Source organism: Streptomyces sp. NPDC001450 (assembly GCF_053597295.1).
In genome coordinates this window covers 143,609-164,665 of sequence record NZ_JBSFHY010000008.1, presented here as the reverse complement: position 1 = coordinate 164,665, position 21,057 = coordinate 143,609, and the positions used below count along the sequence as shown (strand labels likewise).

Here is a 21,057-nt window from a genome sequence, read left to right as displayed (position 1 = left end):
CAAGTTGTGTGGCAGGGTGATTACGTAACCCGGGAGAACGGGTTCGTAGATTGCGTCTTGTATAGACGAGTAGATAGGAGTGTGTGCCTTGCGCACCATCCGCGTTGAGACCTCTGCCGCCACGATCCTCCTGACCGAGGCTCCCGAGCCGAAGATCCGCGACCGGCAGACCGGCGAGATCGCCAAAGACGCCGCCAGCGGCGAGGCGCTGATGACCATCGGCGTCGTCTACATCGAGGAAGGAGAGTCCTCCCTCATCAAGGTCACCATCCCCGAGAGCGGGGTCTCCGAGGGACTGGCGCTCGGCTCGCCGGTCTCGCTGCCGGGGCTGGCTGCCCGGCCCTGGGAGAGCGTCTTCAACGGGCAGCAGCGTCACGGCATCGCCTACCGCGCCGCCGCCGTCACCCCGGCCGCTTTCCCGAACGTGGGGAACGCTGCCTGATGTCCGACCTGACGACGCTCCTGGAAGTGGGTGGTCCTGTCGCCGCGCGCGGCGGTGGGGCCGCCTACGCCCGGGCCAAGCATCCCGTCCTCTTCTGGTGCACGGTCGGTGGCCCGGCGTCCACCGTCCGGCTGCTCGGCTCGTACGCCTCGGTCATGGAAGCGTGCGGCCTGACCGTGGCGCCCTCGCGGCTGCGCGTCCTTGCCATGAAGGCCACCACCCGACGTGAAGTGCGGCCGGTGCCGCCCCGCCGGGGCATCATCCGGCCCACCACGACCGGCTTACGGCTTAGGCTCCGCCTCGCCCCGGGACAGGAACCCGCTGACCTCGCCGCCTCGGCCGAACGACTTCGCCATGCCTGGGGGGTTCACGCCGTCTACGTCACCACCGTCAAACCGGGTGTCGTGGAACTGCGCCTGGTCGGCTTTGACGTCCTGCGCAAGGTTCGCATGCCGCGCAAGGCCGAAGCCGGGTTCCTCAAGGTGCCGGTTGCGCTGCGGGAGGACGCCATGCCCTTCGTACGCGACTACCGTACCGTTCCCCACCAGCTCACCCTCGGCGCAACGCTGTCGGGCAAGTCCATGTACCTGCGCCACCTCATCTCCGGGCTCGCCCCTCAACCCGTCGCCCTGGTCGGCATCGACTGCAAACGGGGTGTGGAGCTGGCGCCCTTCGCCCCACGCCTGTCCGCGCTCGCCACCGACCCGGCCGAAGCCGCAGATCTGCTGCCGGTACTCGTGAAGGAGATGGAGGACCGATACGACCTGATCAAGGCCCGGCAGGGCATCGCACCGGACACTCCCGAGGAGGAGATCACCTCCGACATCTGGGGCCTGCCCAGAAGCGAACGGCCCGTGCCCATAGTGCTGTTCGTGGACGAGGTCGCCGAGCTGTTCCTCGTCGCCACGAAGAAGGACGAGGAGCGCCGGGACGAGATGGTCACCCAGCTCATCCGCCTCGCCCAGCTGGGCCGCGCGGCCGGCATCTATCTGGAAGTCTGCGGGCAGCGCTTCGGTGCCGAACTCGGCAAGGGCGCCACCATGCTCCGCGCCCAGCTCACCGGCCGTGTCTGCCACCGCGTCAACGATGAAGCCTTCGCCAAGATGGCCCTTGGCGACATCGCACCAGAAGCTGTCATGGCTGCCTGTGCCATCGCCCCCGAACGTCCCGGCCTCGCCGTTGCGGGGGACACCTCCGGCGGCTGGTCCCGCATCCGCACCCCGTACCTCTCCCTCGGCGCCGCCGCCGACACCTGCCGGGAGACGGCTCACCTGATGCCCGACGTCCCCGCGCTGAACCCCTTAAGGCCCGAGGTGCCCGTACAGCCCGTCGAGTCCTCGACCCTCGCCGCCTAGCCGCCCCCTCACGTTCCAACCGGCTGGCGTGACCGTCTCGCGCCAAGTCCCTGCCCCTCCCATGCCTGAACCAGGAAGGAGCCGCCTAATGCGCGCCCAACTGGCCCGCGTAGACGCGGTGCTTGTCCAGGCGCTCATCGCCGCCGTGCTGTCCTTCGCGCACATTCATGACGTCGCGATGGCAGCCGGACAGGACGGGTGGAAAGCCTGGGCTTACCCCGTCTCCGTAGACCTGCTGCTCGTCGCCGCCTGGCGCCGACTGCGCTCCGGTGGAGCCAATGCGGCGGCCTGGTGCTGGTTCGTCATCGCACTCACTGCATCCCTCGGCGCGAACGTCGCCACCGCCGGCGTGCTCGACCTCGGCGACGTCCCGGCCTGGCTGAGCATCCTCGTCGCGGGCTGGCCTGCCGTCGCCTTCCTCGGCGGAACCCTCCTAGCCCACTCGGCACCCAGAGCAGCCACGACCGCCGAGGCCATCGCGGACCAGGAGAACGAGACCGACCCCACCCACGAGCCGCCCGCCATCGACGCACCACTGGAACGCCCGCCCGTCCCGGTCCCGTCCGCCCTCATCGACCACGCCCGCAAGGTCGCTGTCGAGCACCACACCCGTACCGGCTCCCCGATCGACACCCCCACGCTGCGCGCCCGCCTCGGCGTCCCGGCCCCCATGGCCGAAGCCATCGCCGCCCACCTGTGAAAGGAAGCCCGATGACCGCCAACCGCAGCTTCCGCAACGTCACCCGCATCGGCCCCGTGCAGGTCGGCACCGCCTACGACAACCGTGGCCGCGAGAAGCACACCGCCGCCTGCACCGCCCCGCGCTGCGGCTTCTCCGCCGACTACGACAACCGCGCAGCCGCAGAACTCGCCGCCCGTACCCACCGCTGCCCCGTCCGCTGAAAGGACCCGGAAAACCGTGACCGTCAGCCTGCCGCTCGTCGTCGTCCTCGGCTTCTTCGCCTGGGGCGCGATCAAGTACCTCGGCGTCCGCACCTGGATCGTCGTCCTGATCGCCCTCTTCGGCTTCTGGCTCTCGCACACCTTCCTCGCCCCTGCAATCGAGTCCGGTACGCGCTCCGGAGTGGGCGTCGTAAACGGCTCACATGACTAGACGAGCAGATAAGGAGAGGTTCGTGTTCTTGCCCAAGTACCCCGACAACCCGGCCCCGCCGCTCGCGCACGCCCACACCCCGACCGACCCGGCGCCCGTCCGGCGCTCGCTCCCGTCGGTCTCCATCGACCAGAAGACGGTCGCGGCCGTGCTCGTCGGCGGTGTGGTCCTCACCGCGCTCCTGGCCGCCGTCGCCGTGACTGCCATCTCGGTGGCCGTCGCCGCCGTGGTCCTGCGCTCCCTGCTCCGCGAACACAACCGGCGCTGACGCGCCTTGACCTCCGGGGCGGCGCGACACGGCCAAGCATCCGCCGCCCCGGTGGCCCATCCCTCCCGACAGCACCAGTCAGAAGGAGAGAAGCCATCTTCACCCGCACCACCCCGCCCCCGTTCCGGGCACTCAGCAACCTCGCCGCCGACGGTCACCTGCCCGGTATCCTCCGGCAGCTCTCCGGGCTCGGCGGCTGCACCCACCCGATCCGCCTGGACGGCCACCGCACCGAGTACGACCTCAACACCACAACCGGCGAGATCGGCCACGTTCTCCAACACCTCGACTCCTCGGCCCTCCCCGCCGGCCAACTCCTCGTCCGCTGCAACAACCGCCGCACCACCCGCTGCCCGGCCTGCGCCGAGGTCTACCGCCGCGACACCTTCCAGCTGATCACCGCCGGACTGCGCGGCGGCAAGGGCACCCCGGAACACGTCGCCGCCCACCCTCGCGTCTTCGCCACCTTCACCGCCCCCGGCTTCGGCCCGGTCCACAACCGCCGGACCGACGGCCACCCTTGCCGCTGCGGCCGCCACCACGACCAGGACGACGACGCCCTTGGCACCCCGCTCGACCCGGACACCTACGACTACGAAGCGGCCGTCCTGTGGAACGCCCACGCCGGTGCCCTTTGGCGACGCTTCTCCGTCTACCTGCGCCGGGAGGTCGCCAAGCGCGCGGGACTCTCTCAACGTCGGCTCCGCGAGCACGCCCGGGTTTCCTTCGCCAAGGTCGCCGAGTACCAGAAGCGGGGCGCCGTTCACTTCCACGCAGTCATCCGCCTGGACGGTCCCGGCGGTGGCGACACCGTGCCCCCGGCCTGGGCGACCGCCGAGCTGTTGACCGACGCCATCCGAGCCGCCGCCACCAAGGTCCGTGTCGACGGCCCGACCCTGGACGGTCGCGCACGCACCTTCGCCTTCAGCCGCCAGCTCGACGTCCGCACGATCCGCTCTGCCGACTTCAACAACGGCCAGGAACTGACCGAACGAGCCGTCGCCGCTACATCGCCAAGTACGCGGCCAAGGGCGCCGAGACGGCGACAGGTGCCCTCGACCGGCCGCTGAAGTTCGCCGCCGAACTCGCCCAGCTCGACATCAGCGACCACGCCCGCCGCCTCATCCGAACAGCCTGGGCCCTCGGCGCCCGCAAAGACCTGGAACACCTCCGCCTGCGCGCGTGGGCTCACATGCTCGGCTTCCGCGGCCACTTCTCCACCAAGTCCCGCCGTTACTCCACCACCCTCGGCGCCCTCCGTGACGCCCGCGCCGAATGGCGCCGAGCACAAGCGGCAGCACCCAACGGGCCGGAGCCCGACACGACGTACGTCCTCGCCCACTGGGTCTTCGCCGGTACCGGCCTGTCCGGCGCCGAGGCCTGGCTTGCCGCATCCCTCGAACCCGCTCCCGGAACGGAAGGAGAGCCCACCGCATGACCACGGTGTCCATCACGCGCAAGTGGCACACCACAGCCGAGGTCGCCGAGATGCTCGGCTTCGGCCTCTCCAAGACCAAGGCGCTCATCCTGAGCGGTGAGATCCGGTCCGTGAAGATCGGCCGCAACCGTCGCATCCTCCCGGCGTGGGTCGACGAGTACGTGAGCCGCTGCGCCTCCGAAGCCGAGGAGTGGGCGGCATGAGCGGAAAGCGCGCCAACGGCGAGGGATCCATCTACCCGTACAAGAACGGCTTCGCCGCCTACGCATGGGTCACCACTCCGGAGGGCGACCGCAAGCGGAAGTACGTCTACGGCAAGACCTGCGACGAGACCCACGAGAAGTGGATCAAGCTGCACAACGAGGCCTCCAAGGGCCCCTTGCAGACCCGCCACCGCACGGTGCAGGCCTTCCTCTCCTACTGGCTTGCGTCGATCGTGAAGCCCAACCTCGCCCCGCTCTCCTACATCTCGTACGAGGGCTCCGTGCAGCTGTACATCGTCCCGCACCTGGGCACGAAGCGGCTCGACAAGCTCACCGTCCGGGACGTGCGGGAGTGGCTGACCAAGCTGGCTGGCATCTGCCAGTGCTGCGCACAGGGCAAGGACGCCAAGCGGGCCAAGGCACGGCAGCGCTGCTGTGCCGTCGGGGAGTGCTGCAAGGCGTTCCCCTCCCGGCGAGTCGTCCAGGCCGCCCGTGACGCCCTGCGAGCCGCCCTCACCCACGCTGTGACCGAGGAGGAGATCAGCAAGAACGTGGCCTCTCTGGTCAAGGTCCCCAAGCCTCGCCGCCGCCGGATCAAGCCCTGGTCCGTGGTCGAAGCCGGGCGCTTCCTCGCCGATTCCCTCGCGCGGGAAGATCCGCTCTTCGCGGCGTGGGTGCTGGTCCTCTGCCTGGGGCTGCGCCGTGGTGAGGTCCTTGGCCTGACCTGGAAGTCGATCGACTTCGAGACCGGTGAGTTGTACGTGGATCACCAGATCCAGCGCGCGGGCCGTCGGATCCTCCACCGGGAGACCAAAACGAAGGAGTCCGACGACTTCCTTCCCCTCCCTGAGTTCTGCCTCAGGGCGCTCCGGATGCGACGGGCTCAGCAGACCGGGGACCGGAAGGCGGCCGGTGATCTCTGGCGGGACACGCGCGGCCTGATCTTCACCACGAAGTACGGCACCCCGATCGAGCCGGGCAACCTCACCCGCATGTTCGCCCTGCGGGCCCGGCGCGCCGGCCTCCGGGTGATCCCGCTCAGGAACACCCGCCACACGTGCAGCTCGCTTCTCGTCGCCCTGAAGGTGCATCCGAAGGTGGCACAGCGGATCCTGCGGCACTCGCAGATCGCCATGACGATGGAGGTCTACGCGGAAGCGAGCGAGGAGGAGGTGCGGGCCGCGCTCGGCAAGCTCTCCGATGCCATGGACGGCACTGGCTGAGGCGGTTGCTGTACTTCGCTGCTGTACGCCCCTGAAACGCAAGAGGCCCCGGATCTCTCCGGGGCCTCTAACCTGTGTGCACTCGGCAGGATTCGAACCTGCAACCTTCTGATCCGTAGTCAGATGCTCTATCCGTTAAGCTACGAGTGCTTGTTTTTCGTCTTCGCTCTCGGCCCTTTCGGCCCGCTCGCGGCGACAGGAAGAACATTACATGACTGCCGCCGTCATGTGAAATCCGATTCGCATACCCCTTGTGACCTGCGGAAACGTGGATCGGACGGGGAAGAGGGAGATCCTCGGGCGGTCCGGGAACGCCCACCGAACACCCCGGGAACACCGAAGCCCCGGTCCTGAGGACCGGGGCTTCGGGATCGGTGCGGAGGCGGAGGGATTTGAACCCTCGATGGGCTTTAAGGCCCAAACCGCATTAGCAGTGCGGCGCCATAGACCGGACTAGGCGACGCCTCCAGCACAACCACTCGCGCGAGCGCGCGACTGGTGCGTGCAGATGATGACACAGTCGAGCGTGCTGTCACCAATCGGCTCCCACGGTACTAGGCGCGGGGGCCACAGGGCAAAGGGCTTCGCCCGGCGGGGCGGCAGGTCCGGGGCCCGGCGCAACGTCCGGGGGGCGCGAGCGTTGGGCAGGACATGGTCTCTGTCTTGTCGGTCGTCCCGCGGGGCGTGGTGGCGGTGTCCCGCACTGCCGCCGCCGCTGCCGCCGCCTCGGTCTCGTTCTCGGTCCTGTCCCTGGTCGGCCCGGCCGCGGCACCCGCTGCCGCGGCGCCCGCCGCACCCGCCGCCGCGCCCGCCCTGCCTCCGCCCGTGCGGCCCGAGGACCGCGGTGGTGATCACCTCACCGTCGTCGTGGAGCACGCCGGCGCGGGGCGGGACGGGACGTACGAGGTGTCCTGTCATCCCGGGGCCGGGAATCACCCGGACGTGGCGGGGGCCTGCCGGGTGCTCGACTCGAACACGCGCTGGGGGCAGGACACCTTCGCCCCGGTGGCCTCCGGCAGCAGCTGCACCATGCTCTACGGCGGCCCGGCCACCGCCCACGTCACCGGCACGTGGGCCGGACGTCCGGTCGACGCCTCGTACGACCGCGGCGACGGGTGCGAGATCGGGCGGTGGGACCGGATGGTGCCCCTGCTGCCGAAGCTCGGTTCGCCTTCGGGTCCGCCCTCGGAATCGCCCTCGGAATCGCTTCAGTAGGTGATTCGGTGCTTGTCATGTGTTTCTTGGCGGAATCACCGGCCTCGTAAAGGTCCCGCGAAGGTCCTGCGGAGCCGGGGCCGGAACCGGGGCGCCGAGCGGGCATACGGTCACATGTTCGCCGTCACTTCCTCGTGCGACCTCCCTCTCATCCGGCGTCGCGAGCGCAACCCGTGCCCTTAGACTCCCTCGCGTGACACGCTGCGGGCCGGTTGGCAAGATGGCCCGAGCGGTCGGAAAGCGGTAACAGGGAGGAAGCGTCTCGTGAGCAGCAGGCCATCCCGAGGCGCTGCTCGCCTCGCAGCCATACTCGACGCGCTGCCCGACGCGTTGGTGCTGGTCAACGCCAACGGAACCGTCGTCAACGCCAACACCATCGCCCTGGAGGCCTTCGAGGCACCGGGCACCGCGCTCGTCGGGCGGGGGCTGCTCGATCTGCTGCCGCAGTTCGACTCCCGGCTCATCCCCGGCTCCATGCGGCGCCCCGATCACATGGATCCGCACGGGCGGACCAAGCCCACGCGGATGATCGCGCGGCGGACGGACGGATCCGAGTTCCCGGTCGAGGTCACGAGCGCGAACCTGGAGAACGGACAGCAGGCGTACGACGGTTACGGCTACACCGGCGACGAGCTGCTCATGATCGTCGTACGGGACCTGTCCGGGACCGTCGACACCGAGGCCGAGCTGGCTCGCTCGCAGCGGCAGACCGAGATGATCCTGCGGGCCGTGGCCGAGGGTGTCGTGGGCACCGACACCGACGGGCGGATCGTGCTCGTCAATCCGGCCGCCGCCCAGATACTGGGCTACCGGGCCGGTGAGCTCGGCGGCAAGGAGCTGCACACCCTCGTGCTGCACTCCCGCGCCGACGGCTCCCCCTTCCCGTACGAGGAGTCGCCACTCGCCGACACCCTGCGCTCCGGGCGCAAGCACCGGGTGCGCGGGCAGGTGATGTGGTCCAAGGGCGACCAGGAGGTCGCGGTCGACCTGACCACCGCTCCGGTGCGCGACGGCGACCAGCTCGTCGGCGCCGTCATGACCTTCACGGACCGGCGGCCGTACGACGCCCTCGCCGAGGAGAAGGACGCTCAGGAGAAGGCGCACGCCGAGGAGCTGGAGCGGCTCTCGGAGGAGCACGCCTCCGACCTGACGGCGCTGCGCCAGCAGCACGTCACCGAACTCGACGAACTGCGCGAGAAGCATGAGGAGGAGCTGGCGGCCGGCGAGGAGCGGTACGCCGCGCTCGCCGAGCGGGAGAAGGACCGGTACGAGGCCCTCTCCGGGCGGCACGAGCAGTTGCTGACGCTGCTCGGGCAGTCCCTGCGCGGACCGCTGGACGAGCTGCGGCACGAGCTGTCCGCCCTGGCCGCGGACGACGCCGGGCAGCTGTGGCCCGAGGCCAACCAGGTGCTGCACCACCTCTCGGCCGGGTACTCGCGCATCACCACCCTCATCGACAACGTCCTCGGCTACCAGCGGCTGGACGCGGGCGCCGAGGACATCACCCGTACGAAGGTGATGCTCGACGCCGTCGTCGCCGCCGGTGTGGACGGGGCCGTCGAGCTGATCGGACCGGGCCGCGTCCAGTTCGCCGTACACGCGCCGCCCATCGAGGCCGAGGTCGACCCGCAGCGGCTCGCCACCGCGCTCGCGCATCTCGTCGCGGACGTGGCGGGCGTCGACGCCACCGGCAACACGCCCGTGTCCGCGGGCGGTTACATGGACAACACCGTCGTGGTCGCGGCCGCGCAGCGCGGTGAGGTCGCGCGCATCGAGGTGCGCGGGCCGTACGCCGGGGGAGACCCGGTGCACGAGCCCATGGTGCGCGGGATCGTCCGGGCGCACGGTGGTGTGCTGCAGACGCACGAGGTGCCGGGCATGAGCGGCAGTGCGTACGTCCTCGAAGTGCCGCTCGGCGGTGGCGCCGGGGCGGTCGCCGCGCAGGCCGCCGGCCCCGAGGACACCGCTGCCGGAGCCGCCGAGCAGAGCACCGGCGGCGGGCGGCGGCGGGCCCGGCGGGCCTCCACGGACGCCTTCCTGGAGAGCGACACCCCCGCTGAGTCCGCTGAGTCCGGTGACGGCGAGGCGGAGGCGCCCACGCCGACCGGGCGGCGCCGCAGGCGTGCGGCGGCGGCCGTCGAGGCGGCTCCGCCGGTCGTCGACGAGGGTGCGGAGACCGCGTCCGGCGGGACCGGGCGGCGGCGCGGACGGCCCGCCGAAACCGACGCCGGTACGGAACAGAACGGCGTGTCCGAGGGTGCCGTGGTGACCGCGGCCGAGCATGCCGCGGGCGCCGCCGCCACGGGCAACGGACTCGGCGGCACCGTGCCGCCGCAGGGCGTGCCCGCGCCCACGGGCCGCCGGGCCAGGCGCGACTCCGGCGCACCGCAGGCCGCCCTGCCGCCCGCGCTGCCCGCGGCCGGTACCGGGCCCGCGCAGCCCGTCCCGGCCGAGGCGGCCTCGGACGAGCAGCCGACCGGGCGACGCCGGCGTGCGCTGGCCGCCGCCGCGGAGCGGGCCGCCGCACAGGAGGCGGGGGCCCGTACGGTCTTCGCGCTGCCCCCGGCCGAGGCCGACCGCTCACCCGACTCTGCCGACGCGGCGACCGGTGTAGGGGTGGCCGTGGCTCCGGGTGCCCAGGTCCCGGGTCAGGTGCACGGGGCCATGGAGGGAGTTCCCGGCGACGCCGGCCGGCATGACGCCGTACCGCTCGACCAGGCCGAGGACCACACCCCGCCCCAGCCGCACCCCACGTCCGCACCGACCGGCCGCCGGCGGCGGGCCGTGGCCCATCCGGGCGAGCCCACGGAGACGGCGGCCCCGCTGGCCGCTGCTGCTCCCGGTGCCCCTGGCCAGGCCGTTCCGGCACTTCCGGTTCAGGCGGCTCCGGTACCGGCCGCTCCCGGGCAGCCGGTGCAGCCGGTACAGCCCGGACAGGTTCCGCAGGCTGCTCAGGTCGCCGTGGGGCAGCCGACCCCGGGGCACGGGATTCCGGCGCAGGGTACGGGCGCGCCGACGGGGGCTGCGGGACAGCCCGGCGTCGTCGCTCAGCCCGGCGTCGTCGCTCAGCCCGGCGTCGTCGCTCAGCCCGGCGTCGTCGCTCAGCCCGGCGTCGTCGCTCAGCCCGGCGTCGCGGCGCAGGCCGGTGTCGCGGCGCAGGCCGGTGTCGCGGCTCAGCCCGGTGTCGCGGCTCAGCCCGGCGTCGTCACTCCGACCGGTTTCGCGGCTCAGCCCGGTGTCGTGGCTCAGCCCGGTGTGGCAGCTCCCGATGCCGTAGCTCAGCCCGGCGTGGCAGCCCTGGCCGCCCCCGGGCAGCCGACGGCCGTGCCCAACGCCGCCGTGCCCGCGCAGGGCACCGCCGGTCAGGGCGTACCGGTTCCGCCGGGACAGCCGGTTCCGGCGCAGGTGGCGCCAGGCCAGTCCGTTTCCGTCCAGGTGGCACCCGGCCAGCCCGTACCCGCACAGCCGGTACCCGCACAGCCGCTGCCTGCCCAGCCCGTACCCGCACAGCCGGCGCCCGCCCAGCCGCTGCCTGCCCAGCCCGTACCCGCACAGCCGGTACCCGCTCAGCCCGTACCGGCGCAGGCGCAGGCCCCCCAGGCCCAGCAGCCCCCCGCCTCCCCCACCCCGGCGGCGCAGACCACCCCGCCCGCAGGTACCCCGGCCGCGCCGCACCCCGGTCAGCCGCTCCCGGTGGAGGCCGCTCCCGGTCAGGTGCCGGCGGGCCAGGGCGCGGCGACGCCGGCCGCCGGTACCCCCGCGGCCGCCGTCCCCCAGCAGTGGCCCGGCGCCGACGACACGTCCGGTGCGGGTGTCCCGGCACCGCAGTCCGCCACACCGGCACCCGGCACCCCGCTCCCGCCGCCCGCCGGTGTCCAGCGGGCGGCGGCCCAGCCCCTGCCCGCCGAGGCCGCGGGGCCCGCGGTCGACCTCAACTCCACCCAGGGCCGGGCGATCAGTGTCCGCACGCTGGGGCAGGGCGTGCCGTTCGCGCGGCAGGCCCTGCAGGTGCAGCAGCCGACGGCGACCCCGCCCCCGCACACGCCGGGCGGTTCCGGCCGCCGGCGGAAGCTGGGCACGCCGCCCGACCCGGCCGCGCGCCAGGAGCCGCAGCCGGAGCAGGCGGCCCGCCCGCATCCGTCGGCCGAACCGCTGCCCGCGCAGCCCTCGCTCGCGGGGCAGTCCCGGCTCGCCCCGGCCACCGAGGGCGCCGGGCGGTCGTACGCCATAGGTGCCCCGGACGCGAACGCGGCCGAGGGGCCCGAACCGCTGGACGGACCCGGTGGGGCGATCGAGGTCGCGGACATGCCGCGGCCGCAGCCGATGGACGACGAGCTGCCCCCGGAGCCGCTGGACAACCCGCGCCGGCTGCTGATGTGGCCCGCGCCGGACGTGACGACCCAGCAGGCGCTGAGCGACTGCGGCTACCGGCCGGTCATCGTGCACTCCCGCGAGGAGGTCGACGCGCAGATCGCGGCGTTCCCGGCCGCGCTGTTCGTGGACCCGCTGACCGGGCCGATCACCCGTACCGCGCTGCAGTCGCTGCGCCAGGCGGCGGTCGCGGCCGAGGTGCCGGTGCTGGTCACGGCCGGGCTCGGGCAGGCGACGCGCGAGGCGGCGTACGGCGCCGATCCCGCCGTACTCCTGAAGGCGCTGGCGCCGCGCGACAGCGAACAGCATCCGCCGCGGGTGCTGCTGATCGAGGAGCACGCGGAGATCGCGCTGGCGCTGACCTCGACGCTGGAGCGGCGTGGGATGCAGGTGGCGCGGGCCGCGAACGACAACGACGCGGTGACACTGGCGGGGCAGCTCAGGCCGAACCTCGTGGTGATGGACCTGATGCAGGTGCACCGGCGGCAGGCCGGGATCATCGACTGGCTGCGCGCGAACGGGCAGCTCAACCGCACCCCGCTGGTCGTCTACACCGCCGCCGTCGACCCGGCCGACCTGCCGCGGCTGGCCTCGGGCGAGACGGTGCTGTTCCTCGCGGAGCGGTCCACCAGCAACGAGGTGCAGAGCCGGATCGTGGACCTGCTCGCGCGGATCGGGACCAACTAGGCGGTTTCGTTTGGATCACCTGGCTGACCAGAGGAAGATGCTCGGGCGTGGAGTCCGGCCAGGTAGATGGCTGCTGTCTTCTCGTAGCGGGTGGCGATGCCTCGCCACTGTTTCAAGCGGTTGATGCAGCGTTCGACCGTGTTGCGTTGCTTGTAGGTCTCGCGGTCGAAGGCGGGTGGCCTGCCACCCCGGCTGCCGCGTCGCAGACGGCGGCCGCGTTGATCGGCCGGCACGGGGATGACCGCCCGGATGCCGCGCCGCCTGAGGTGTTCACGGATGGCCCGCGACGAATACGTCTCGTCTGCGAGGACTGCCGCTGGCCGGGTCCGGGGCCGTCCACGCCGTCGGGGAACACGCAGCCGCGCCATCACGTCAGCGAAGGCAGGCGCGACTGCGAGGACACCAGTGATGACCAGCCCCACCCATGCCATGGCCCTGCGCACGACGGCCACCGCCTTCGGCACCCAGCGCGGCAAAGCCTGGTGGAGAGCACCTGTCCGAAGGCGCCGCATTCCCCACTAAGTGCTGCTCAGCACCGTTGTCGACTGGGCATGCGGGCGTGATCGCGCACTATGCGGTCGCAACGCCCAGGAAGCGCAGCACCGCTAGGACACGACGGTGGTCGGCGTCGGCCTTGGGCAGGTCGAGCTTGGTGAAGATGCTGTTGATGTGCTTGGCGACCGCGCTCTCGCTCACGACCAGCTCGGCGGCGACGCCGGAGTTGGACCGGCCGCCCGCCATCAGCTCCAGCACCTCCCGCTCGCGCGGTGTCAGCCGGTCGAGCGGATCGCTGTGCCGGCGTACCAGCAGCTGCGCGACGACCTGCGGGTCGAGCGCGGTGCCGCCGGCCGCCACCCGGCGTACCGCCTCGGCGAACTCCTCGACGTCGGCGACCCGTTGCTTGAGCAGATAGCCGACGCCCGAGGTGTTGGCGGCGAGCAGATCGGCGGCGTACCGCTCCTCCACGTACTGCGACAGCAGGAGCACGGCGGTACGCGGATACTGGCGGCGGATCACCAGCGCGGCGCGTACTCCCTCGTCGGTGAAGCCGGGCGGCATGCGCACGTCGACCACGGCGATGTCGGGACGGTGCTCCTCGACGGCCGCCAGCAGCCCTTCTGCGTCGGCGACCTGCGCGCACATCTCGAAGCCGGCCGCCTCCAGCACCTTGACCACGCCGATGCGCAGCAAGAGGGAATCCTCGGCGATCACGGCGCGCACGGCAGCTCCACGGTGATGACGGTCGGGCCCCCGGCGGGACTGCGGCAGGAGAACGTGCCGTCGACGGACGCGACGCGCTTGGCGAGCCCGGCGAGCCCGGTGCCGCCGCCGGCCGCCGCGAGATCCGCGCCGCCCGCGCCGTCGTCCGCGACGACCACCAGCAGTGTCTCCCCGATCCGCTCCACGGTCACGTCCGCCCGGGTCGCCTGGGCGTGTTTGACCACGTTCGTCAGGGCCTCGGAGACCACGAAGTACGCGACGGCCTCGACCGTGGGTGAGGGGCGCTGCGGCAGGTCCACCGCCACGCGCACCGGGATCGGGAGGCGGGCGGCGACCCCGGACAGCGCGGCGTCGAGGCCGCGGTCCTCAAGGACGGCCGGATGCAGGCCGCGCACCAGGTCGTTCAGCTCGGCGATCGCCTCCTTCGCCTCGCGGTGCGCCTCGTCGATCACCTTGCGGGCGTCCGCCGGCAGGTCGCCGAGGGTGGACCTGGCCAGGCCCAGGTTGACGGCGAGTGAGACGAGGCGCTGCTGCGCGCCGTCGTGCAGGTCGCGCTCGATCCGCCGCCGCTCGGCGTCGGCGGCGTCGAGCACGCCGGCCCGGCTCTCGGCGAGGTCGGCGACCCGGCGGGCCAGCTTCTCCGTGCGGCTGGGGCCGAGCAGGACCTCGGCCGCCCGGGTCTCCAGCCGCACCAGAGCGCCGGTCAGCCGGGGCCCGAGGAACAGCAGGGCGAGACCGCCGGTGGTGATGTACGCGGCCTGCGTGGTGTACCCGACGTCGGTGACCCGCCACTGTGGGGGCAGCGCCCAGATCCACACGTAGATGGAGGCGGCCACGAGAGCGACGGCCCAGACGGCGAGGACGGCGAGGTCCAGGACGGCGAGCAGTGGACCCGCCACGGCGTGGTAGCAGACCTGCCGCCACAAGGCCCGCGTGGTCGGCCGGCGCACCGCCGACTTCCAGTTGCGTCCCGGCCCGGGTACGGCGGGGCGCGGGAGGTCCTTGCCGACGAGCGCCCGGTAGCGCCGCCGCTGCCCGACGGTCAGCAGGGGTGTCACCACGAGCGTGAGCAGCACGGGCAGCGCCACGAGCGTGAGCAGCACGGGCAGCGGAGTCACGGCCGGCACCAACGCCGCCATCGTGCCGACCAGCCAGAGCCACAGTGGCACCACGGCGAGGTGGAGCGGCAGGCCGGCGGCGACGAGCGCGGTCCGGTGTCCCGCCCTGCGGAACGGCCGGCCCTGCATCAGCTGCCGCCACGTCGTGAGTTGCATGCGTCAAACGGTAAAGCCGCAGGCCATCCCCGTGCCATGACGCTCCCGCCCGGTTCGGGGGTGCACTTATCTCCACCCCGGGTCGGAACCCTGCGTGACTGACGGCGCCCTGGTGTGCGGCGGAGGGTGGAGCACGTGAAGGGGAGAGCCGGCGGGGAGCGGGGGAAGACGATGCGTCAACTGGGCTTGTGCGATGAGGAAGTGGCCAGCGCCGAGGACTTTGACCGCGCCGAGGTCATCCCGCTCCACGAAGAGGCGGAGGAACCGCGCCCGGCGCGGGGCATGCGGCGGGCCGGGTGGCTGCTGGTCGCCTGCGGGCTCGCCCTGCTGCCGTGGCTGTACGTGCTGGCCACCGGCCTGCCGGCCACCGCGACCGCGGCGCACTGGCCGGTCGCCTGGGTCGGGCTCGACGCGCTGGAGGCGCTCGGCCTGATCGCCACCGGCCTCCTCGCCGCCCGCGGCGACCGGCGGCACGCCCTGGCAGCCGCCGCGACCGCGACGCTGCTTGCGGTGGACGCCTGGTTCGACACCACGACCGCGGCCCCGGGCGGCGACTTCGCCACCGCGGTCGCCATGGCGCTCGGCGCCGAGCTGCCGCTCGCCGCGCTGTGCGGCCGACTGGCGCTGCGGGCGCTGAGCCGGCACGCGTGACGCCGACCGCCCAGCCACATGCCACGGACCGAATCGATCCACCGGAGAACACCATGCACCGCATCACCACCGCCCCCGTCGCCCCGATCCCGGCCCGGACCCGCTGGGCGGTCGCCGCCGGTGTCGGCGCCGCGTTGGCCGCCGCCTGGTGGCTGGGCGACACGGTGCCCTATCCGTACGCCCAACGCGGCCTCCTCGACGTGCCGTTGCCGTTCCTGACAGCCGACCGGATGGACGCCGTACTGCAACCGCGGCCGGGGGAGCGGATCCTGGAGATCGGCCCGGGGACGGGCCTGCAGTCGCTGCACGTCGCCCCGCAGCTCGGGCCGGAGGGACGGCTCGATGTGCTCGACATCCAGCAGGAGATGCTCGACCACGTGATGTGCCGCGCCGAGCGCGACGGCCTGGCGACGATCAGGCCCACCCGCTCGGACGCACGTGAACTGCCCTACGCCGACGGGACATTCGACGCCGTATACGCCGTGACCGCGCTCGGCGAGATCCCCGAGCCGGATCGGGTACTGCGCGAGGCGGCACGGGTGCTGGCACCAGGCGGGCGGCTGGTGATCGGCGAGTTCTTCGACCGGCACTGGATCCCCTTCGGCCGGCTGCACCGGCTCGCCGACGCCGCCGGCCTCCACCTGACCGAGCGCCGCGGCCCAAGCCCGGCATACCTCGCCCGCTTCCGACCCTGCAGAGCCGACGCGCCAGGCCACCAGAGCGAGCGCCTCGCCCACAGCGACCGGGACACCGACGACGGGGAAGCGTGAGCACCGCACGCAGGGACCGCGATCACCGAGCTGAACAACCTGGCGCGCGGTAGGCCGCTCCAGGAGGCGAGGGGGCTCCGCCCCAACCGCGGCCAGCCACGAACTGCGGCGCCCCCGCAAGGTGAGAGGGGAGTCCTGCGGCTTCTGCTGCGTGATTCCGGTCTCCGATCGTGCTGGGTCCTCTCCGGCAGCAAGCCCGGGCGGCGGCGATAGGGCGGGTGCGTCCAGCAGCCCCGCGGAGTTCTGCGAGCGGGCCTGTGGTGGTGCAGTGCCGACTGGCCCATTCCGCGCGGTTTTCGGCGGTGCTACCCAGCCACAGGTGAGCGGGGCTGGTGTAGCCCGTCTCGGGCGCCGGCGTCAGCGTGCGACCAGCCGCCGGGCCGCCTCTCTGATCGAGGCGCGCAGGCGGTCCCGGTCGGTGTCCTCGGCGCCCACCACGATGCGGCGCATCTGGGGGACGACCGAGGCCCAGTTGGCCAGGGCGATGAGCAGGAAGAGCAGGTCGCGGGCCGGGATCGCGTCGGTGATCACGCCCCGGTCCTGGCCCTCCCGCAGCGCGTCGATCTTCTTGCGGTAGTGCTCCTGGCGCTCGCTCTCGTCGGGCAGTTCGGCGCTCGCGCCGTACTCCAGGCCCTCCCAGAAGAGCAGGCGGAGGACCTCGGGGTGGGTGGCGTGATAGTCGATCACGCGGTCGACCCAGCCCTCGATGTCGTCGGGATCGACGGGGACGGCGACGGCCAGATCGAGCATCGCCTTCTCCAGGACCTGCGTGAACAGCTCCGCCTTGTTGCCGAAGTAGGCGTAGATCAGCTGCTTGTTGGCCTTGGCCTCGGCGGCGATGCGGTCGATGCGGGCGCCCGCGATGCCGTACCGGGCGAACTCGGCGACCGCCGCGTCGAAGATGCGGGCCCTGGTGGCTTCGGGGTCCCTGACTGCTGCCATGCGAGCAGGGTACCGCTCTTATAACCAACCGTTTGGTTGACAGGGAATTCCGAAGAGGGGCATTCTGTTGAGGCATCCAACCAACCAGTTAGTTGTGAGAGTCGGCTCTAAGGAGTAGCTCCGCTCATGCCGTCAGCGACCAGCACCACCCACCGGGCACCCGAGGTCCGGATCCCCGCCCGGGAACAGCCCGCCTCCGGCCGGCTCTTCCTCCTGCTCATCGCCGTCTGCACCGCCGTCACGGCCGCCAACATCTACCTCGCGGCCCCGCTGTTCCCCCTGATCGCCCACGACTTCGGCACGGCCCCTCCGGCCGTCACCTGGATCGCCTCGGTCGCCCAGTTCGGCTACGCGGCCGGCCTGCTCTTCTTCGCCCCGCTCGGCGACCGCGTCAACCGGCGCCCGCTGGTCGCCCTGCTCTCGGTGGCCACAGCCGCCGCGCTGGGGCTCGGCGCGGCCGCGACCGGCACCGCCGCCCTGGCGGTCGCCGTCTTCGTCGCCGCGGCGGCGACCGTCATCCCCCAGCTGCTCGTCCCGCTGGTCGCCGAACGCGCCCCCGCCCACCACCGTGCCCGCCATGTCGCGGCCGTCATCGCCGGACTGTTCACCGGCATCGTCGGTGCCCGGGTGGTCGGCGGACTCGCCGGACAGGCCTTCGGCTGGCGCTGGGTGTTCGCCGGGTCCGGCGCGCTGACCCTCGCCCTGGGTCTGGCCACGGCTCTGGCCCTGCCCTCGGAGCGGCGCCCCCGCAGGGGAGCCCTGTTCTCGGGCATCACCGAGCTGCCCGGACTCGTCCGCCGCTCGCCCGACCTGTGGCGGGCGTGCGTGCGCCAGGCCGGGATGTTCGGCGCCTGGAGCGCCCTGTGGACCTCGCTCGCCCTGCTGCTGACCGGCCCGGCGTACGGCCTGTCCACCGCGACCGCCGGCCTGTTCGGCCTCTTCGGCCTCACCGCCACCGCGGTGGCCCCGCTCGCGGGCGGCCTGGTCGACCGCTTCGGCGCCGCCAAGGTCGTACGGTCCGCGTATCTGCTCGCGGCCGTGTCCGTGCCGCTGTTCTGGCTCGGCGGACACATGCTGGCCGCGCTGTTCGTGGCCGCCGTCGCCATCCACGCCGCCCTGGTCGCCTCCCATGTCGCCAACCAGACGCTGGCCCTGACGACCACCTCCGCCCCGGCCACCGCCAACACCGCCTACGTCGTCGCCGGCTTCACCGGCGGCGCCCTCGCCTCGACCCTGGCGGGCCTGGCCTTCGGCCACTGGGGCTGGGGCGGGGTCAGCGCGGTGGCGGGCGTGTGGCTGGTGCTGGGGTGGGCGAGCACGGCGGTACGGCGCTGAGGCCTGTCCCCTCCGTACGGCCGCCCACCCCTGGTTCGGCAGAGGCTGGTGACGTCCCCGGTCAGAGGCTGGTGACGTCCAGCTCCCCCTCCGCGTACCGCCGGCGCAGCACCTTCTTGTCGAACTTGCCCACGCTCGTCTTCGGCACCGACTCGACGATCGTCCAGCGCTCGGGGAGCTGCCACCTGGCGATGTGGCCCTCCTCGGCGAGGAAGGTGCGCAGGGCCTCGAAGCCGGTGCTCGCGCCCTCCTTGAGGACGACCGTGGCCAGCGGGCGCTCGCCCCACTTCTCGTCGGGTACGGCGACCACGGCGGCCTCGGCGACATCCGGGTGGGCCATCAGCGCGTTCTCCAGCTCGACCGAGGAGATCCACTCGCCGCCGGACTTGATGACGTCCTTGGCGCGGTCGGTGAGCGTCAGGAAACCCTCGGGGGAGATGGTGCCGACGTCGCCGGTCTTCAGCCAGCCGTCCTCGCTGAACTTGTCCGCGGGGCGCAGCGGTTCGGCGTCGGGGCCGTTGTAGTAGGCGCCCGCGATCCAGGGGCCGCGGACCTCCAGCTCGCCCGCCGACTCGCCGTCCCAGGGCAGGCGTTCGCCGCCGGGTCCGGTGAGGCGGGCCTCGACGCTCGTCGGGAAGCGGCCCTGGGTGAGGCGGTAGGCGAACTCCTGCTCGGTGCCGACCGCGTGGGCCGGCGGGCGGGCCACCGTGCCGAGCGGGGAGGTCTCCGTCATGCCCCAGGCGTGGCAGACCCGCATGCCGAGCTTGTCGAAGGCCGCCATCAGGGCGGGCGGGCAGGCGGCGCCGCCGATGGTGACCTGGACGAGGGTGGAGACGTCCCGGGGGCGGGCGGTGAGCTCGGCGAGCAGGCCCTGCCAGATGGTGGGGACGGCGGCCGCGTGCGTCGGCCGCTCCCCCTCGATCATCTCGGCGAGCGGGGCGGGCTGCAGGAAACGGTCGGGCATCAGCAGGTTGACGCCGCTCATGAAGGTGGCGTGCGGCAGGCCCCAGGCGTTGACGTGGAACTGGGGGACCACGACCAGCGAGGTGTCCTGGTCGGTCAGGCCCATCGACTGGGTCATGTTCACCTGCATGGAGTGCAGGTAGATCGAACGGTGGCTGTACACCACGCCCTTGGGGTCGCCGGTCGTGCCGGAGGTGTAGCACATCGCGGCGGCCTGGCGTTCGTCCAGCTCGGGCCAGTCGTAGCCGGTGGGCCGGCCGGCGATCAGCTCCTCGTACTCGTGCACCCGCGCGGTGGCACCCGCGAGCGGGGAACGGTCACCGGCGCCCGAGACGACGATGTGCTCCACCGTCGGCAGCTTGGCCAGCAGCGGCGCGATCAGCGGGATCAGCGAGCCGTTGACGATGATCACGCGGTCGGCGGCGTGGTTGACGATCCACGCCAGCTGCTCGGCCGGGAGGCGGAGGTTCAGGGTGTGCAGGACCGCGCCCATGGAGGGGATCGCAAAGTAGGCCTCGACGTGCTCGGCGTTGTTCCACATCAGCGTCGCGACCCGGTCGTCGTCCCGGACGCCGAGTTCGTCCCGAAGAGCGTGCGCCAACTGGGCCGCACGGGTGCCGATCTCGGCGTAGGTACGGCGTTGCGGCTCACCCTCGCCGGTCCAGGTGCTCACCCGCGACGTTCCGTGGACCGTCGCCCCGTGGGTCAGGATCCTCGAGATCAGCAGCGGTACGTCCTGCATGGTGCTCAGCACGGCGTCCTCCATGGCGACATTGCCTACGCGGGAGTAGAGGTTGCGCTGATTCTGCGCACATACCGCGCGGTATGTCACTAGGGGAAGCGAAACTGAGGCCTAGGGGGTGTCTGCTGGATCAGGTCGGCGCCATCGTCTCGGTGCCCTGGTGGCCGACCCGACCCCGCGTCGCCGGCATGATCCATGCAGACACCCCCTAGCGCACCAGTCCCAGCTCGGGATCCTCGCGCAGCTTGCCCAGGGCCCGGGAGACCGCCGACTTCACCGTGCCCACCGAGACCCCGAGCACCTCGGCCGTCTGGGCCTCGCTGAGGTCCTCGTAGTACCTGAGCACGACCATCGCCCGCTGCCGCGCGGGCAGCTTGGTGATCGCCCGCCACATGGCGTCGTGCAGTGCCTGCCGCTCGGCCGGGTCGTCCTCGCCGGGTACGGGCTCCGGCTCGGGCAGCTCGTCGCAGACGTACTCGTCCACTCTGCGCTTGCGCCACTGCGAGGTCCGCGTGTTCAGCAGGGCCCGGCGCACATAGCCGTCGAGCGCCCGGTGGTCCTCGATCCGCTCCCACGCCACGTAGGTCTTGGTGAGCGCGGTCTGCAGCAGGTCCTCGGCGTCGCTCGGGTTCGCGGTCAGTGAGCGCGCGGTGCGCAGCAGGACCGGCTGGCGGGCCCTCACGTACGAGGAGAACGACGGGTATGCGTGGGTCTGCCGCGCTGGTGCGGCGGCGGCCGAGGCGCTGGTGCAGACGGGTGTGGTCATGGCTCCACGCTAGGAGTGGACCGCACTCCGGCGGATCGGCCCCAAGTCCCGAAGCAGGGTCCCCCTCAGGTTGTAGG

18 protein-coding genes, 2 tRNA genes and 2 pseudogenes are annotated in these 21,057 nt (G+C 72.3%); 14 read left to right on the top strand and 8 right to left on the bottom strand.

All coding sequences use genetic code 11. From position 1 onward, the window contains the following. Window positions 1–88: 88 nt before the first annotated feature. From ACWC5O_RS11340 to ACWC5O_RS11300, 9 genes and pseudogenes are all read left to right on the top strand, one after another. Window positions 89–442, top strand: coding sequence for an SCO3933 family regulatory protein (locus ACWC5O_RS11340; RefSeq protein WP_450586251.1), 354 nt, complete (start codon window positions 89–91; stop codon window positions 440–442). After that, window positions 442–1,797 carry an FtsK/SpoIIIE domain-containing protein gene (locus ACWC5O_RS11335; protein WP_450586249.1) on the top strand — a complete coding sequence of 452 codons (1,356 nt, stop codon included), beginning with the start codon at window positions 442–444 and terminating at the stop codon, window positions 1,795–1,797. The genes ACWC5O_RS11340 and ACWC5O_RS11335 overlap by 1 nt, the downstream gene beginning before the upstream one ends. 88 nt (window positions 1,798–1,885) lie before the next feature. Beyond that, window positions 1,886–2,497, top strand: a complete 612-nt coding sequence (locus tag ACWC5O_RS11330) for a DUF2637 domain-containing protein (protein ID WP_450586247.1) — start codon at window positions 1,886–1,888, stop codon at window positions 2,495–2,497. An 11-nt stretch (window positions 2,498–2,508) separates the two neighbouring features. Beyond that, the gene (locus ACWC5O_RS11325; protein WP_450586245.1) at window positions 2,509–2,700 is read left to right on the top strand and encodes a mobile element transfer protein; all 192 of its coding nucleotides are present in this window, start codon (window positions 2,509–2,511) and stop codon (window positions 2,698–2,700) included. Window positions 2,701–2,716: 16 nt separating this feature from the next. Continuing rightward, window positions 2,717–2,911, top strand: coding sequence for a hypothetical protein (locus ACWC5O_RS11320; protein ID WP_101373780.1), 195 nt, complete (start codon window positions 2,717–2,719; stop codon window positions 2,909–2,911). 22 nt (window positions 2,912–2,933) lie between these two features. After that, window positions 2,934–3,179 carry a SpdD protein gene (locus ACWC5O_RS11315; protein ID WP_450586244.1) on the top strand — a complete coding sequence of 82 codons (246 nt, stop codon included), beginning with the start codon at window positions 2,934–2,936 and terminating at the stop codon, window positions 3,177–3,179. Window positions 3,180–3,337: 158 nt separating this feature from the next. Further along, a pseudogene (locus ACWC5O_RS11310) lies at window positions 3,338–4,617 on the top strand (replication initiator). Continuing rightward, on the top strand, window positions 4,614–4,820 hold the full coding sequence (locus ACWC5O_RS11305) for an excisionase family DNA-binding protein (RefSeq protein WP_450586242.1): 207 nt from the start codon (window positions 4,614–4,616) through the stop codon (window positions 4,818–4,820). The pseudogene ACWC5O_RS11310 and the gene ACWC5O_RS11305 overlap by 4 nt, the downstream one beginning before the upstream one ends. Further along, window positions 4,817–6,043: a site-specific integrase gene (locus ACWC5O_RS11300; protein WP_450586240.1), complete on the top strand. Its 1,227-nt coding sequence runs from the start codon at window positions 4,817–4,819 to the stop codon at window positions 6,041–6,043. Before ACWC5O_RS11305 ends, ACWC5O_RS11300 begins: the two co-directional genes overlap by 4 nt. Window positions 6,044–6,120: 77 nt before the next feature. Here ACWC5O_RS11300 and ACWC5O_RS11295 read toward each other — a convergent pair. Together ACWC5O_RS11295 and ACWC5O_RS11290 are read right to left on the bottom strand one after the other, a co-directional pair. Further along, window positions 6,121–6,193: transfer RNA gene (locus ACWC5O_RS11295), tRNA-Arg, on the bottom strand. A 227-nt stretch (window positions 6,194–6,420) separates the two neighbouring features. Continuing rightward, window positions 6,421–6,511, bottom strand: a tRNA-Ser gene (locus ACWC5O_RS11290). A gap of 183 nt (window positions 6,512–6,694) precedes the next feature. Between ACWC5O_RS11290 and ACWC5O_RS11285 the strand changes: the two genes are divergently transcribed. Both ACWC5O_RS11285 and ACWC5O_RS11280 read left to right on the top strand, forming a co-directional pair. After that, entirely contained in the window at window positions 6,695–7,258 is a 564-nt protein-coding gene (locus ACWC5O_RS11285) for an SSI family serine proteinase inhibitor (RefSeq protein ID WP_450586238.1), read from the top strand. A gap of 264 nt (window positions 7,259–7,522) precedes the next feature. Further along, the gene (locus ACWC5O_RS11280; protein ID WP_450780956.1) at window positions 7,523–12,316 is read left to right on the top strand and encodes a PAS domain-containing protein; all 4,794 of its coding nucleotides are present in this window, start codon (window positions 7,523–7,525) and stop codon (window positions 12,314–12,316) included. On the opposite strand, the pseudogene ACWC5O_RS11275 reads toward ACWC5O_RS11280, so the two are convergent. The 3 genes and pseudogenes from ACWC5O_RS11275 to ACWC5O_RS11265 all read right to left on the bottom strand — a co-directional run. Continuing rightward, window positions 12,313–12,696, bottom strand: a pseudogene (locus ACWC5O_RS11275) (transposase); the annotation flags it as partial. The gene ACWC5O_RS11280 and the pseudogene ACWC5O_RS11275 overlap by 4 nt on opposite strands. Window positions 12,697–12,886: 190 nt before the next feature. Next, on the bottom strand, window positions 12,887–13,537 hold the full coding sequence (locus ACWC5O_RS11270) for a response regulator transcription factor (protein ID WP_067360243.1): 651 nt from the start codon (window positions 13,535–13,537) through the stop codon (window positions 12,887–12,889). Beyond that, window positions 13,525–14,811, bottom strand: coding sequence for a histidine kinase (locus tag ACWC5O_RS11265; RefSeq protein WP_450586232.1), 1,287 nt, complete (start codon window positions 14,809–14,811; stop codon window positions 13,525–13,527). Before ACWC5O_RS11265 ends, ACWC5O_RS11270 begins: the two co-directional genes overlap by 13 nt. Window positions 14,812–14,946: 135 nt before the next feature. On the opposite strand from ACWC5O_RS11265, the gene ACWC5O_RS11260 reads away from it, so the two are divergent. After that, window positions 14,947–15,462 (top strand): hypothetical protein, encoded by a 516-nt coding sequence (locus tag ACWC5O_RS11260; RefSeq protein ID WP_450586231.1) that lies wholly within the window; start codon window positions 14,947–14,949, stop codon window positions 15,460–15,462. 53 nt (window positions 15,463–15,515) lie between these two features. Next, the gene (locus ACWC5O_RS11255) at window positions 15,516–16,232 is read left to right on the top strand and encodes a class I SAM-dependent methyltransferase (RefSeq protein WP_450586229.1); all 717 of its coding nucleotides are present in this window, start codon (window positions 15,516–15,518) and stop codon (window positions 16,230–16,232) included. A 357-nt stretch (window positions 16,233–16,589) separates the two neighbouring features. Here the strand turns inward: ACWC5O_RS11255 and ACWC5O_RS11250 are convergent, their stop codons facing one another. Then, the gene (locus ACWC5O_RS11250) at window positions 16,590–17,174 is read right to left on the bottom strand and encodes a TetR family transcriptional regulator (protein ID WP_450586228.1); all 585 of its coding nucleotides are present in this window, start codon (window positions 17,172–17,174) and stop codon (window positions 16,590–16,592) included. A 126-nt stretch (window positions 17,175–17,300) separates the two neighbouring features. On the opposite strand from ACWC5O_RS11250, the gene ACWC5O_RS11245 reads away from it, so the two are divergent. Then, window positions 17,301–18,509, top strand: coding sequence for an MFS transporter (locus ACWC5O_RS11245; protein ID WP_450586226.1), 1,209 nt, complete (start codon window positions 17,301–17,303; stop codon window positions 18,507–18,509). A gap of 61 nt (window positions 18,510–18,570) precedes the next feature. On the opposite strand, the gene ACWC5O_RS11240 is transcribed toward ACWC5O_RS11245, so the two are convergent. After that, window positions 18,571–20,226, bottom strand: a complete 1,656-nt coding sequence (locus tag ACWC5O_RS11240) for a long-chain fatty acid--CoA ligase (RefSeq protein ID WP_450586225.1) — start codon at window positions 20,224–20,226, stop codon at window positions 18,571–18,573. 196 nt (window positions 20,227–20,422) lie between these two features. Beyond that, the gene (locus tag ACWC5O_RS11235; RefSeq protein WP_389178788.1) at window positions 20,423–20,980 is read right to left on the bottom strand and encodes a SigE family RNA polymerase sigma factor; all 558 of its coding nucleotides are present in this window, start codon (window positions 20,978–20,980) and stop codon (window positions 20,423–20,425) included. Between the last annotated feature and the right edge of the window lie 77 nt (window positions 20,981–21,057).

Coding starts and splice junctions, on each gene's coding strand:
- ACWC5O_RS11285 (WP_450586238.1), top strand. CDS start 6,695: ATGGTCTCTGTCTTGTCGGTCGTCCCGCGGGGCGTGGTGGCGGTGTCC.
- ACWC5O_RS11300 (WP_450586240.1), top strand. CDS start 4,817: ATGAGCGGAAAGCGCGCCAACGGCGAGGGATCCATCTACCCGTACAAG.
- ACWC5O_RS11325 (WP_450586245.1), top strand. CDS start 2,509: ATGACCGCCAACCGCAGCTTCCGCAACGTCACCCGCATCGGCCCCGTG.
- ACWC5O_RS11235 (WP_389178788.1), bottom strand. CDS start 20,980: ATGACCACACCCGTCTGCACCAGCGCCTCGGCCGCCGCCGCACCAGCG.
- ACWC5O_RS11255 (WP_450586229.1), top strand. CDS start 15,516: ATGCACCGCATCACCACCGCCCCCGTCGCCCCGATCCCGGCCCGGACC.
- ACWC5O_RS11305 (WP_450586242.1), top strand. CDS start 4,614: ATGACCACGGTGTCCATCACGCGCAAGTGGCACACCACAGCCGAGGTC.
- ACWC5O_RS11245 (WP_450586226.1), top strand. CDS start 17,301: ATGCCGTCAGCGACCAGCACCACCCACCGGGCACCCGAGGTCCGGATC.
- ACWC5O_RS11265 (WP_450586232.1), bottom strand. CDS start 14,811: ATGCAACTCACGACGTGGCGGCAGCTGATGCAGGGCCGGCCGTTCCGC.
- ACWC5O_RS11250 (WP_450586228.1), bottom strand. CDS start 17,174: ATGGCAGCAGTCAGGGACCCCGAAGCCACCAGGGCCCGCATCTTCGAC.
- ACWC5O_RS11335 (WP_450586249.1), top strand. CDS start 442: ATGTCCGACCTGACGACGCTCCTGGAAGTGGGTGGTCCTGTCGCCGCG.
- ACWC5O_RS11330 (WP_450586247.1), top strand. CDS start 1,886: ATGCGCGCCCAACTGGCCCGCGTAGACGCGGTGCTTGTCCAGGCGCTC.